Source organism: Bizionia argentinensis JUB59, from assembly GCF_000224335.1.
In the GTDB taxonomy this organism is placed as follows: domain Bacteria; phylum Bacteroidota; class Bacteroidia; order Flavobacteriales; family Flavobacteriaceae; genus Algorimicrobium; species Algorimicrobium argentinense.
The window spans coordinates 293,825-306,578 of the sequence record NZ_AFXZ01000002.1 but is presented as its reverse complement, the minus strand read 5'-3'; the positions used below and the strand labels follow the sequence as shown (position 1 = coordinate 306,578).

Genomic DNA, 12,754 nt, shown 5'->3' with positions numbered 1-12,754 from the left:
AATTTTATAAAGCGAACTAATTACAAAAAACCCGAAGGTTTAAACTTTCGGGTTTTTTGTGCTTTATTAAATACGCAGTGTAATTTCCGTCTATGTGAAATTATACAATTTGTCCATTAATAATAACGGTATCAATATGATTGTTACCAAAGGCATAAGGCAAAAATGCATAACTAGGAATTTCTTTAGTAATAATAATATTTGCTTTTTTACCACGCGTGATACTCCCATATAAATTACCAACTTCCATAGCGTAAGCACCATTTATGGTAGCCGCATTAATAGCCTCTTCTGGCGTTAATTTCATTTTAATACACGCTGCACTCACTACAAAATTCATGTTACCACTTGGAGTGGTGCCAGGATTAAAGTCTGAAGCCAAAGCCACAGGTAATCCAGCATCAATTAATTTACGCGCTGGTGTGTACGGAATACTTATAAAAAATGAACAGGAGGGAAGTGCCACAGGCATAGTTTCACTGTTTTTTAGAACTTCGATATCATTATCATTTAAAACTTCTAAATGATCAACCGATAGAGCTTTATTATTTACGCCCACTTCAATACCGCCAAAAGCATTAAATTGATTCACGTGAATTTTAGGAATTAAACCATGTTTTGCGCCAGCTTTTAAAATACGATCGGTGTCTTGTAAATCGAAATACCCTTTTTCACAAAAAACATCAATGTAACTTGCTAATTGTTCTTTGGCTACTGTTGGTATCATTTCATTGATTAGTAAATCAACAAAACCATCCTTATTATCTTTGTACTCTTTTGGAACCGCATGAGCAGCCAAAAATGTCGCTTTTACTTTTAAAGGAAAATCCTGTTTTAAGCGCTTAATTACGCGGAGCATTTTAAGTTCTGCCTCAATTGTAAGACCGTAGCCTGATTTAATTTCAATAGCTCCGGTACCCAATTTCATAACCTGCTGTAAACGGATTGCCGATTGCTGGTATATATCCTCTTCACTGGTGTTTTGTAGTTTTTCGGCTGAATTTAAAATCCCTCCGCCGCGATTAGCAATTTCTTCATAACTCAAACCGTTAATTCTATCTACAAATTCTTGCTCTCTATTTCCAGCATATACAATATGTGTATGGGAGTCGCACCAGGTTGGTAATACCAGTTTTCCAGTTGCATCAATAACCGTATCCGCTTTCATATTATTTAAATCCGTCATAATGCCATAATCGACAATAGTGTCGCCATCTATTAAAAGATAAGCGTTTTTAAGGGTTGGAAGATGCTTCATGTCTTTTCCAGAAACTTTTAATACATTGGTGTCCCTAACCTGAAGTAATTCTTTGATATTTGTAATTATTGTTGTCACGTTGCTTGTTTTTTCAAAGTTCCTTAATTTTTAGGTAATAAAAAAACGCTAACAATATTAATGCTAACGTTTTCGATTTTTATTAAAATAGGATGATTTTTATTTTTGAATTGCTCCTACCATTTCTTCTGGTTTAACCCAAGCGTCATAATCTTCAGCGGAAACATAACCTAAATTAACGGCTTCTTCTTTTAAAGTAGTACCATTTTTATGAGCGGTATTAGCAATTTCAGCTGCTTTATAGTACCCTATTTTAGTGTTTAAAGCTGTAACTAACATTAAAGAGTTATTAAGTAACTGTTTAATAACTTCATGATTAGGCTCAATACCCTGTGCACAATGCTCGTCAAAACTCATACAAGCATCGCCTAATAATTGCGCAGACTGTAAAACGTTTGCTGCCATCATTGGTTTAAAAACATTCAATTCATAATGACCTTGCGTACCACCAACGGTCACCGCTACATCATTACCCATAACTTGTGCACAAACCATTGTTAAGGCTTCGCATTGCGTAGGATTCACTTTTCCTGGCATGATAGAGCTTCCTGGTTCGTTAGCAGGAATGTTAATTTCGCCAATTCCAGAACGCGGTCCAGATGCCATCATTCGAATATCATTAGCAATTTTATTCAAGGAAACGGCTAATTGTTTTAATGCGCCATGTGTTCCGACTAAAGCATCGTGTGCTGCTAAAGCTTCAAATTTATTTGGTGCTGTAATAAATGGTAGATTCGTGAAATCAGCGATATATTTAGCCACTAATTCCGAGTAACCTTCTGGTGTATTTAAACCCGTACCAACTGCGGTTCCGCCTAAAGCAAGCTCCGATAAATGTGGCAACGTGTTTTCAAGAGCTTTTAATCCATGATCAAGTTGAGAAACATAACCAGAAAACTCCTGGCCTAATGTTATAGGTGTAGCATCCATTAAATGTGTACGACCTATTTTAACAACATCTTGAAATTCAGTCGATTTGTTATGAAGCGTATTTCGTAGTTGAATAACACCGTGTATGGTTGTTTCTACAATTTTTTTATAGGCAGCAATATGCATTCCTGTTGGAAAGGTATCGTTTGATGATTGCGATTTGTTAACATCATCATTTGGCTGAATGGTTTTTTCACCTTCACCAATAGTTTTACCTGCAATTTGATGTGCTCTGTTGGCAATAACCTCATTCACATTCATATTACTTTGCGTTCCTGAACCTGTTTGCCAGATAACTAATGGAAACTGATCGTCATGCTTGCCTTGTAAAATTTCTTCGCAAACTTGAGCAATAAGGTCCCGTTTATCTTCCGGAAGTACGCCTAAATCGCAGTTAGTATAAGCGGCAGCTTTCTTTAAATAAGCAAATCCGTAAACTATTTCTAAAGGCATAGATGCTGGTGCACCAATTTTAAAGTTATTTCTTGAGCGTTCTGTTTGCGCTCCCCAAAGTTTGTCCGCAGGCACTTTAACGTCGCCCATCGTATCTTTTTCTATTCTAAAAGCCATGATTTTGTAAAATTGAAATAAAAATTAGTTGTCCTACAAATTTACGCTTTTAAGATCAAAATCGAGAATAGATAGTAGGCAATTTATTGGAATATAATAGCTGTAATACTATATAATGCTAAAAATTTGACTTTTACCTGTAGCTATTTAAAGTATTCGATAAAATTATTAGTTTCTAAAATGCTAAATTTTTTTGATTGAAGCGTTACTTAATGATCTTGGCAACCTATTGCACATATCTAAAAGTCTTTTTATTATTTGTTAGCAGTTTTAAGCCATAGTAAAAGATAAAACAACTGCTTTTCGTAAAATATTCGGGATAAATATTATTTTAAGACTTGAAATTCCGATAATATTTGTTTGATATAGCCGATGTAATTCTCATATATTCAGTTGTTTTCATGTGCTTTTGAATTAAAAACATCTATAACAATTGGCGTATAAATAAAAGTTGCATCAACTATTGTAAAACATAAGTCTTTATTATATCTTTGCTTTAATTAATAGTAAAGAAACCACCATGTTTGAATTTGAACAGTATTTAGGATTTATAGCGTTTTTAACCATTTTAACCATCGGTTTTTGGTTGATGATTTTCTTATTGACCTTTGTTATTCCTTATTGGATTGGTGGCTCATTAATGGAACGCATGAAAGAAATGCGTGACGAAAAGAAAGCAAAAAGAGAAAGCTTAAACTAATACAATATTAGTTTTTTTATATAGAACGTTTAAAAGAAATTTTAAACGTTTTTTTTATGCCTGAAATCTAAATATTAAATACTTTCGAAATTTCATGTTAGTTACGATGCTGTATACTGATTAACATAACTTAGAGTCAGGGTAGTGATGTGGTTTCAATAATCGTATTTATAACTTTTAGTCGGCCACTAATTTTAAAGAGGGTAGCAAAATTAATTCACCCTAAAAAAGCAATTCAATTTAAAGCAAAAAAAACTGCCCCGAAAGGCAGTTTTATACTTTAATATGTTGTGTGATTTATCCTTCGAATTCAAAATCGCCACCACCATTTGGAGCGCCACCTCGGTCTTGACGTTTCTTCTGCTGATTAAACCTATAAGTGAAGGACAGGTTGAAACTACGCTCACTCCATTTAAATTCAGATGTACTGTTATAAGTATCTGTGAACGTGTTCATATTACGTTTTCTACTATTTAATAAATCACTTACGTTAACGGCAATAGATGCTCTGTCGTTAAATAAGTCCTTACTAAAAGCCATATTAGCAGAAAATACACCATCACGCTCGTTTTGAGCATCCGCTGATGGGCCTCTGTAATTTAAACTTGTTTGCCATTCTATGCTACCTGGTAAGGTATATTTGTTATTTAAACGCGCAAACCAGCTAGTATTATCATTATCTAAAGATAAACCATTAGGTGTTGTACCCGTTATAGACTGCTGGAATATATTAAAGTTTGAATTAATATTCCAGTTTTTAGTCGGTTTGTAAGTTACCGTAAATTCAAAACCGTAACGATTTTCTTCTGCCAAGTTAATTGGAGAACGCTCAATTACAGTTAATGCTTGACCGTCTACTATTTCAGTTCTTCCAGTGTCGAAACTAACAAAGCTAAAAGCATCGGTTGCATGTTGATAGTAAGCTGATGTATTTAAAGATACTTTACCAAACTTTTTATAATAACCAGCATCAAATAGACCTGAATAACTAGGTGCTAAATCTGGATTTCCTCTAAATATATTCGTTACACTAGATCTAGAAGGGAATGGATTGATAAACCAAGAGTTTGGACGACGAATACGTCTGCTATAACCTAAAGTTATATTTTCGGTATCGCTTAGCTCATAACTTAAGTTTAACGTTGGAAATAAACCAGTATAATCTTTTTTACTAAAATCGCCACTAGTAGGCTGATCGATTGTCGTACGTGTATTCTCTAAACGAAGTCCCATTAGAAATGAGAACTTATCACCAAGTTTACTTCCAAACTGTGTGTAAACAGAATTCACATATTCGCGATAGTTTAAAAAGTTTGTAAGACCATTATCAATTTCAAATTGATTTGTACCAGTATTTAAAAGGGAGACTTCATAATCAGTATCTTGATCGTTGAAGTTTCCACGATATCCTGCTTCAAATTGACTTTTTTCGCCAATAGGCAATACATAATCCGCTTGTAATAAAATACGGCTTTGATCTTCAATCGTTGAAACACGTTCTGAATTAATATTACCAACAAAAACTTCAGAAAATTCATCTTCTGAATTATCTTCATATTGAAAATCAACGGTTAGTTTATGGCCAGTATTATCAAAGTCCTTCATGAAGTTTAAGGCGTATTGCATAACCGTGTCATCTTCTCGTTCTGGATCAAAACGATTTGTTTGAGAAACTAAATTCTTGTTTTCATCGAATTGCGTTAATTGGTTTCTCGTGTTACTTTCATTATCGCCATTTCTATAAGAAATAGACCCCGTTAAAGAAGCTGAATTTGTAATATACCATTCTGCACCGAAGTTGGTAGTAAAACCTTTTCTTATGCGCTCATAGTCGTTTGTTTCATCTAAATAACTATCCGGGTTATCAACCATTAGATTACCAAAACTATCATATTCCTTATTAAAATATTGTGTGTATGAATTAGAGCTTCCAGGAACCTCACGATAGTTATAACTTGTGGTGTTAAAAATGTTCACATCACCAGTACGGTAATTAATGTTTCCTGAAAGGCCTGCAGAGTTTGGGTAACCGCCATTGGCTGTAATAGCACCGTTGAAACCTTGTAGCTTACTACGGCGTAAAATTATATTTAAAATACCAGCAGTTCCTTCAGCATCATATCTAGCAGAAGGCGATGTAATAACTTCAATACGTTCTATAGACTCGGCTGGTAACTGACGCAGCGCATCGGTACTGTTTAAACCAACTAAACCAGAAGGTTTTCCGTTAATTAAAATCTTTACGTTTTCATTACCACGTAAAGCTACATTTCCTTCAAGATCCACGGATACGGAAGGAACGTTGTCTAAAACATCACTTACGGTACCACCTCTAACAGTTAAATCTTTACCGACGTTATATATTTTTTTATCTAGCTTAATTTCAACTGTTGTTGTTTCCGCTATAATTTCTACTTCATCTAAAGCTTGGGCATCTTCAACTAAACCTATATTTCCTAGATTTCTGTTGGTAGTTAGCGTTTGGTTAGGGATTGTTAATTTAATGAATCCAATAAACTCAATAGTTACATCATAAACACCTGCTGGAATAGGGATACTAAATGCACCAGATTCAGTGGTTATACCACCTGTAACAATGCGGTTGTCGTCTTTATCTACAAAAGCAACAGTTGCGTACTCTAAAGGATAGCTGGTTGCTTTTTCAAAAACTTTACCAGTAATGGTAATTTGTTTGTCGTTCTGAGCTGTCAGGTTGAAAACAGCTAAAACTATTAGGGAAAAGGTTAAAATTAGTTTATTCATGAATCTATTTTTGCATATTGGACTGCGAAAATAGTACTTGGTTTAGTGGTGTTTGGTTAAAGATTTGTTAAATAAAAAAGCTTCAATTGTAACAACTGAAGCGTGTAAGATTATAGAATTTCTAATATTTTTTCTTGTGGTCTACCAATTATAGCTTGATTACCATTTACTACAATTGGTCTTTCAATTAATTTTGGGTTTTGAATCATAGCTGAAATTATTTCAGCATCCGATAACACCTTTCCTTTATAGTTTTCTTTCCAAATTACTTCATTTTTCCGAACCAACTCTATAGGTTCAATTTTTAACAAAGAAATGATGTTTTTTAATTCTTCTTCGGAAGGAACATCTTCTAAATATTTTTTCACCTCGAAAGGTTTGCCTGAATTTTCTACAATTTCTAATCCACTGCGAGATTTACTACAGCGATTGTTGTGATATATTGTTATCATAATTATAAGTTTTAAAAAGTTTAAAGCTGGCTGGAATCCTCTGTTTTTTGGCCCATCATCATTAAATATGCTTTTAGAAAAGGTTGAATTTCACCGTCCATAACATCATCTACATTTCCGGTTTCATGGGCTGTTCTTACATCTTTCACCAATTTATAAGGATGCATCACGTAATTACGAATTTGACTTCCCCATTCAATTTTCATTTTATCGGATTCGATATCCTCACGTTGGGCGAGTTGTTTTTGAAGTTCAATTTCATATAACTGCGATCTTAACATCTGCATAGCACGCGATCGGTTATCGTGCTGCGAGCGTGTTTCACTACAAGAAATTTGAATTCCAGTTGGTTTATGAACTAATTGGACTTTTGTTTCAACTTTATTCACATTCTGACCACCAGCACCACCAGATCGCGACGTTGTTATTTCAATATCTGCTGGATTAATGTCAATTTCAATAGTATCATCCACCAAAGGATATACATAAACCGAAGCAAAGCTGGTATGACGCTTGGCATTACTATCAAATGGGGAAATACGTACCAATCTGTGCACGCCATTTTCACCTTTTAACCAACCAAAGGCAAAATCTCCTTCAATTTCCAGTGTCACTGTTTTTATACCGGCTACATCACCTTCTTGGTAGTTTAGTTCTTTTACTTTAAATCCGCTTTTTTCAGCATACATTAAATACATACGCATAAGCATGCTGGCCCAGTCGCAAGACTCGGTTCCACCAGCTCCTGATGTAATTTGTAAAACAGCGCTTAAACTATCACCTTCTTCCGAAAGCATATTTTTAAACTCTAAATCTTCAATAAGCGTTTGGCATTCATTAAACCGATTTTGAACATCCTCGGCTGTTGCTTCATCTTCTTTATAAAACTCGTAAATAACTTCTAAATCGTCATGAAGTGTTATGCCAGCTTCATATTCAGAAACCCATTTCTTTTTTGCTTGAAGGGATTGCATAATCGCTTCGGCTGCTTTAGAGTCATTCCAGAAATCTGGGGAGAAGGTTTGCTCTTCTTCGTTTTGAATTTCAATTAGTTTGGCATCAACGTCAAAGATAGTGCCTAAGTTTGTCTAGGCGGGTTTTGAGATCTTTAATTTGATCTGAAGTAATCATAGGTTATAAATTTTAACAAAAATATAATTAAAACAGTCAACAGAAAACTTAAAATGAATTAATTTTAGACCAAACTTAATTGCTGTTATATGAAAATTGACTTACGAAGTGATACTGTTACCAAACCCACAGAAGGCATGTTAGACGCCATGATGTCTGCCAAAGTTGGCGACGATGTATATAAGGAGGATGAAACCGTAAATGCTTTAGAGGAAAGACTTGCCAAGCTTTTTGGAAAGCCAAAAGCCTTATTTTTTCCTACTGGAACAATGGCAAATCAAACGGCCATAAAGTTACATACTAATCCTGGAGATCAGATTATTTGCGATAAAGACGCCCATATTTACCATTACGAAGGTGGCGGCGTATCCTTTAATAGTGGTGTTTCGTGTAAATTGGTAGCTGGTAATCGTGGAATGTTTACAGCAGAAGACGTTTTGGATGCCATTAATCCACCAGATTTTTATCATAGTCCATTAACGAAACTCGTAGAAGTTGAAAATACAGCGAATAGAGGAGGAGGTTCCTGTTGGGATTTTGAAGAACTCCAAAAAATCCGAACTGTTTGTGACGATAATCAATTAGGGTTTCATTTAGATGGTGCCCGCTTATGGAACGCATTGGTAGCTAAAAATGAAACAGCTAAAGATTATGGTGGTATATTCGATACGATTTCAGTTTGTTTAAGTAAAGGATTGGGTTGCCCCGTTGGTTCTGTATTAATTGGTGACGAGCACATCATGCAAAATGCCATCCGAATCCGTAAAATTTTAGGTGGTGGTATGCGTCAAGTCGGTTATTTGGCCGCAGCTGGTTTATATGCTTTAGATAATCATGTAGCACGTTTGGCTGAAGATCATGAAAAAGCGAAGGAGATTGAAACTGTTTTAAAATCCTTGTCATTTATAAATAAAGTAGAACCTGTTGAAACCAATATCATTATATTCGAATTAGCTGAAAAGAAGAAAGAACATGCTTTTTTTAACCATTTTGAAGAAAAAGGTATTCGTTTAAGTTCTATGGGAAGTGGAAAACTCCGTATTGTTACACATTTAGATTATACCGATGCCATGCATGATTATTTTTTAACGGTTTTGAGAAACGTTAAACTGTAATGGTGGTAAGAGAATCTAGGCATAAATAATTTATTAAATTGTAATTTCTGATTAAACTATTGCATGAAATCAGAAATTACATTTCTAACAACTATTTAAACATATCCATTCCAGGAATATTTGGCATCCCATCTTTAGCAACAGCACCAATTTCGGTTTCATGAACTTCGGAGGCGCGTCCAATAGCTTTATTTAAAGTCATTAATAAATAGTCTTCTAAAGCTTCTTTATCTGCTAAAAGCGACTCATCAATACTAATATCTTTTATGGTTCTATTAGCTGTGATGGTAATTTTCAGTTTACCATCAGAACTCGATTCATCTAGTAGAACTGTATTTAAACGCGCTTTTGTTTCTTCAACTTTCTTTTGGGTTTCCTTTATTTTACCCATCATTCCCATTAAATCTCCAAACATAATATTATCATTTTTTATTGAATACAAAGCTATTTAAATTTTCTATTTTTGCACGTTGAATAACTGCACTTTTTTAAAATAAAATTCATGAATCCACCTATAGCAAAAAAAATTCCAGAATCATTAATTACACATGGTGATGAACGTATAGATAATTATTTCTGGCTTAATGACCGTGAGGATACCGAAGTAATAGATTATTTAAATGCCGAAAACACCTATACCGAGGAGGTTATGAAGCCTACAGAGGCGTTTCAGGAATCGCTTTTTGAGGAAATGAAAGCCCGTATTAAGGAAGATGACGAATCGGTGCCTTATTTTTACAATGGTTATTGGTATATAACACGATTTGAAACAGGAAAAGATTATCCTTTTTACACCCGAAAAAAAGAATCTTTAGAAGCCGAGGAAGAAGTGATGTTCGATTGTAATGAAATGGCAAAAGATCATAAATACTTCAAATTAGGCGGTATTTCTATCAGTCCAGATAATTCTATGGCGGCTTTTTCCGTAGATACTGTAAGCAGGCGTCAATATACTATTCAAATTAAAAATTTGAAAACTGGAAAATTACGAGCGCATAAAATTGAAAACACAACAGGTGGTTGTACCTGGGCAAATGATAACAAGACAGTTTTTTATTCAATAAAAGACTCGGTTACGCTGCGTTCTTCTAAAATTTTTAAACACAAAATAAATCAAGATGCTTCAGAAGATATTGAAGTGTTTCATGAAGACGACGAAACATTTAACGCTTTTGTTTATAAAACCAAGTCACGAAAATTTATTGTTATTGGTTCATCTAGTACGTTAACTTCAGAATATCGTATAGTATCTGCCGATAAACCGGATCAAGAATTCCGTATTTTTCATGAGCGCGAGCGTGGATTGGAATATGCTATTGCTCATTATAATAATACGTTCTATATTATTACCAATAGTGACAAGGCAATAAATTTCAAGCTTCAAAAAACGCTAGAAACAGCTACAAATAAAGCAAACTGGGAAGATGTTATTCCGCATAGATCAGACGTTCTATTAGAAGACATTGAAATATTTCATGATTATTATGTTTTAAGTGAACGGGAGCAAGGCCTCAATAAATTACGAATTATTAGCTGGAATGGAGAAGAAGATTACTATTTACCTTTTAATAGTGAAACATACACAGCGTACATAGGCAACAATCCTGAATTTAATTCGGATGTGTTACGCTATGGATATAATGGCATGACCACGCCAAGCTCAATAATTGAGTATAGTTTTAAAACAAAGGAACGCGTCATTTTAAAAGAACAAGAAGTCTTAGGCGATTTCGATAAAGATAATTATACATCAGAACGGATTTGGGCAACAGCGCGTGATGGCGAGAAAATTCCTATGTCGGTTGTATATAAAAAAGGCTTAAAAATGGATGGTAAGAATCCGTTGCTACAATATGCTTATGGCTCCTATGGAATGACTATCGATCCTTATTTTTCTACCATTCGCTTAAGTTTATTAGACCGCGGTTTTATATATGTTATTGCACATATTCGTGGTGGCGAATATTTAGGTCGCGGTTGGTATGAAGACGGAAAGCTTCTTAAAAAAGCAAATACTTTTTACGATTATATTGATTGCTCTAAGTATTTAATAGAACAAAAATATACGTCTAGTGCGCATTTGTACGCAAATGGCGGTTCGGCTGGTGGATTACTTATGGGTGTTATTGTTAATATGAATCCGGAATTATATAACGGTGTTGTTGCAGCAGTGCCTTTTGTAGATGTGGTTTCTACCATGCTGGACGATTCTATTCCGCTAACAACTGGAGAATATGACGAATGGGGAAATCCAAACAATGAAACCTTCTATCATTATATTAAGTCCTACTCACCTTATGATAATGTGAAAGCACAAGCTTATCCAAACATGCTAGTAACAACAGGAATTCACGATTCGCAAGTACAATATTGGGAACCGGCTAAATGGGTTGCCAAGCTACGTGACTTAAAAATAGACACGAATAAATTACTTTTACAAGTGGACATGCATACTGGTCATGGTGGTGCGTCCGGACGTTTTGAAAGCTTAAAAGAAGTAGCTTTAGAGTATGCCTTTTTACTGGAATTAGAGGGTATTAGCCAATAGTTTAAAAAAAAATTGTATTTTTGCTGGGTTTTAAGCTGCATTTCACCTAAAAAATGGAGCTACTTAAATAGCAAATATGGGACACAAAAACAAAGTTTACAATAACGTGTTGGACCTAATCGGGAATACACCATTAATAAAACTTAATAAAATTACAGCACCTTTTAGCGGTAAGTACTTTGCAAAATTAGAAGCCTCTAATCCAGGCCACTCTTCTAAAGATAGAATTGCATTATACATTATTGATCAAGCTGAAAAGCAAGGTCTTTTAAAGCCGGGCGATACTATTGTAGAAACCACTTCGGGTAATACTGGTTTTAGTTTGGCTATGGTTAGCATTGTAAAAGGTTATAAGTGTATTTTAGCCGTGAGTTCAAAATCATCGCCAGATAAAATTGATATGTTGAGAACCATGGGAGCGGAAGTTCATATTTGTCCAGCTCATGTGGCAGCGGACGATCCGAAATCCTATTATGAAGTCGCAAAAAGACTGCATGAGGAAACTCCAGGTTCAATTTATATTAATCAATATTTTAACGATTTAAATGTGGATGCTCACTACCATTCAACTGGTCCAGAAATTTGGAATCAAACAGAAGGTAAAATCACCCATTTAGTTGCTTGTAGTGGAACAGGTGGAACTATTTCTGGAACTGCTAAATATTTAAAGGAACAAAATCCTGATATCAAAATTTTAGGTGTTGATGCTTATGGTTCGGTATTAAAAAAATATCATGAAACCAGAGAGTTCGATAAAGCAGAAATCTATCCATACCGTATTGAAGGTTTGGGTAAAAATTTAATTCCTACTGCCACCGAATTTGACTTAATTGATGAATTCATCAAAGTAACCGATGAAGAAAGTGCGCTAACTGCACGCGAAATAGCTAAAACTGAAGGATTATTCGTTGGCTATACTTCTGGCGCAGCTATTCAAGCCATAAAACAACTAAATGACGATAATACATTTGATGAAAATGATGTTATTGTTGTTATTTTTCCAGATCATGGATCCCGCTATATGAGTAAAATATACAGTGATAAATGGATGAATGATCAAGGCTTTTTAGATTCATTTAAAGTAGAAGAAAAAGAGGACGTTAAAATTACATAGTATATCAATTTACACAACAGATGATAGTTAACTTTACATAATAATGAGTTAGCTATCATCTGTTGTTAATAATAGTAGGTAAAATTATTATGCTG

Annotated in this window: 10 protein-coding genes; 4 read left to right on the top strand and 6 right to left on the bottom strand. The window is 34.5% G+C overall.

Annotated elements, in window-relative coordinates; genetic code table 11:
- Positions 1 to 100: 100 nt before the first annotated feature.
- Positions 101 to 1,336, bottom strand: coding sequence for an imidazolonepropionase (gene hutI, locus BZARG_RS01515; protein WP_008634525.1), 1,236 nt, complete (start codon positions 1,334 to 1,336; stop codon positions 101 to 103).
- Between the two features lie 99 nt (positions 1,337 to 1,435).
- Complete coding sequence (gene fumC / locus BZARG_RS01510; RefSeq protein ID WP_008634521.1) at positions 1,436 to 2,836, bottom strand: class II fumarate hydratase; 1,401 nt, start codon at positions 2,834 to 2,836, stop codon at positions 1,436 to 1,438.
- Positions 2,837 to 3,356: 520 nt separating this feature from the next.
- On the opposite strand from fumC, the gene BZARG_RS01505 reads away from it, so the two are divergent.
- The gene (locus tag BZARG_RS01505; RefSeq protein WP_008634273.1) at positions 3,357 to 3,536 is read left to right on the top strand and encodes a hypothetical protein; all 180 of its coding nucleotides are present in this window, start codon (positions 3,357 to 3,359) and stop codon (positions 3,534 to 3,536) included.
- A gap of 297 nt (positions 3,537 to 3,833) precedes the next feature.
- Here BZARG_RS01505 and BZARG_RS01500 read toward each other — a convergent pair whose 3' ends face one another.
- The 3 genes from BZARG_RS01500 to prfB all read right to left on the bottom strand — a co-directional run bounded on the left by BZARG_RS01500 (position 3,834) and on the right by prfB (position 7,882).
- Positions 3,834 to 6,299: an outer membrane beta-barrel family protein gene (locus BZARG_RS01500; protein ID WP_008634624.1), complete on the bottom strand. Its 2,466-nt coding sequence runs from the start codon at positions 6,297 to 6,299 to the stop codon at positions 3,834 to 3,836.
- 110 nt (positions 6,300 to 6,409) lie between these two features.
- Positions 6,410 to 6,751, bottom strand: a complete 342-nt coding sequence (arsC, locus tag BZARG_RS01495; RefSeq protein ID WP_008634200.1) for an arsenate reductase (glutaredoxin) — start codon at positions 6,749 to 6,751, stop codon at positions 6,410 to 6,412.
- Between the two features lie 20 nt (positions 6,752 to 6,771).
- A protein-coding gene (gene prfB / locus BZARG_RS01490; RefSeq protein ID WP_123766847.1) for a peptide chain release factor 2 occupies positions 6,772 to 7,882 on the bottom strand; the annotation gives its coding sequence in 2 pieces (ribosomal slippage) (positions 6,772 to 7,818 and positions 7,820 to 7,882; 1,110 coding nt in all).
- A gap of 89 nt (positions 7,883 to 7,971) precedes the next feature.
- Between prfB and BZARG_RS01485 the strand changes: the two genes are divergently transcribed.
- A complete protein-coding gene (locus BZARG_RS01485; RefSeq protein WP_008634330.1) occupies positions 7,972 to 8,997 on the top strand; it encodes a threonine aldolase family protein in 1,026 nt (341 codons plus the stop codon).
- Positions 8,998 to 9,088: 91 nt separating this feature from the next.
- Here BZARG_RS01485 and BZARG_RS01480 read toward each other — a convergent pair whose 3' ends face one another.
- Complete coding sequence (locus BZARG_RS01480; RefSeq protein ID WP_008634207.1) at positions 9,089 to 9,412, bottom strand: YbaB/EbfC family nucleoid-associated protein; 324 nt, start codon at positions 9,410 to 9,412, stop codon at positions 9,089 to 9,091.
- Positions 9,413 to 9,499: 87 nt separating this feature from the next.
- Here BZARG_RS01480 and BZARG_RS01475 point away from each other — a divergent pair, with 87 nt between their 5' ends.
- Both BZARG_RS01475 and BZARG_RS01470 read left to right on the top strand, forming a co-directional pair.
- Complete coding sequence (locus BZARG_RS01475) at positions 9,500 to 11,545, top strand: S9 family peptidase (protein ID WP_008634520.1); 2,046 nt, start codon at positions 9,500 to 9,502, stop codon at positions 11,543 to 11,545.
- A 76-nt stretch (positions 11,546 to 11,621) separates the two neighbouring features.
- Positions 11,622 to 12,659: a PLP-dependent cysteine synthase family protein gene (locus BZARG_RS01470; RefSeq protein WP_008634204.1), complete on the top strand. Its 1,038-nt coding sequence runs from the start codon at positions 11,622 to 11,624 to the stop codon at positions 12,657 to 12,659.
- Positions 12,660 to 12,754: the final 95 nt, after the last annotated feature.

Excerpts from the sequence above, each read along its gene's own strand:
- fumC (WP_008634521.1), bottom strand. The coding sequence starts at position 2,836 with ATGGCTTTTAGAATAGAAAAAGATACGATGGGCGACGTTAAAGTGCCT.
- BZARG_RS01505 (WP_008634273.1), top strand. The coding sequence starts at position 3,357 with ATGTTTGAATTTGAACAGTATTTAGGATTTATAGCGTTTTTAACCATT.
- BZARG_RS01500 (WP_008634624.1), bottom strand. The coding sequence starts at position 6,299 with ATGAATAAACTAATTTTAACCTTTTCCCTAATAGTTTTAGCTGTTTTC.
- arsC (WP_008634200.1), bottom strand. The coding sequence starts at position 6,751 with ATGATAACAATATATCACAACAATCGCTGTAGTAAATCTCGCAGTGGA.
- BZARG_RS01485 (WP_008634330.1), top strand. The coding sequence starts at position 7,972 with ATGAAAATTGACTTACGAAGTGATACTGTTACCAAACCCACAGAAGGC.
- BZARG_RS01480 (WP_008634207.1), bottom strand. The coding sequence starts at position 9,412 with ATGTTTGGAGATTTAATGGGAATGATGGGTAAAATAAAGGAAACCCAA.
- BZARG_RS01475 (WP_008634520.1), top strand. The coding sequence starts at position 9,500 with ATGAATCCACCTATAGCAAAAAAAATTCCAGAATCATTAATTACACAT.
- BZARG_RS01470 (WP_008634204.1), top strand. The coding sequence starts at position 11,622 with ATGGGACACAAAAACAAAGTTTACAATAACGTGTTGGACCTAATCGGG.